Source organism: Shewanella aestuarii (assembly GCF_014647215.1).
GTDB classification, from domain to species: domain Bacteria; phylum Pseudomonadota; class Gammaproteobacteria; order Enterobacterales; family Shewanellaceae; genus Shewanella; species Shewanella aestuarii.
Map to the genome: position 1 here is coordinate 1 of NZ_BMOT01000026.1, position 637 is coordinate 637.

At 41.8% G+C, this 637-nt stretch carries 1 protein-coding gene; it reads right to left on the minus strand.

Translation table 11 applies throughout. The features are described 5' to 3' along the window. Positions 1-604: IS982 family transposase (locus tag IEY03_RS17040; protein ID WP_188843888.1), on the minus strand; the 604-nt coding region annotated here is incomplete at its 3' end. Positions 605-637 lie beyond the last annotated feature (33 nt).

Consider the following 637-nt stretch of genomic DNA (forward strand, 5'->3'; position numbering starts at 1 on the left):
CACCCGTTAGGGCTTGGCTAATGTAGCCTTTATCGCCATAAAGCTTACCGAAAAGGTACTCAGCCATTTCACTTACAGGCTGCCTGTCATCCACATTACCTTTCGTCAGTTTTAACGCTACAATTTCACCCAAATGATTGATAATAAGATGCAGTTTAAATCCAAACGACCACCCCATGGTTCCCTTGCCGTGTTCGGCAGTGCCTTCAAAAACCTTATTTCGCTTCGCTCGAATGATATGACAGACTTCAATTTTAGTGGAGTCGACAAACTGAATTCCAGTTGGCTTTCCAAGCTTTGAAGTCAGATAGCTACACATGGGCACAACGACGCTAGGCATTAATGCAAGGAAACGCGTGTAGCTTAACAACTCAGGAAAATAGGGCTTTAGCTGGCGACAAACATAGTTCAGATAGTAATTTTTGAAATCTCGGTAATGTGATTGATGGAAATGAATAATAATGGTCATCACTTCTGCAGGAGAAAGGCGACAAGCTCTATTGCGCTTCATTTCACCATTTTCAAGCAGTATGCGCTGCCAATGTGGGATAAATAAGTGACAGAAATCATCGACATCACAGTAGGTTTCAACTAATTTATTCATGCTCGTTCCTTTTTCTAATCACTCTTGGTCGAA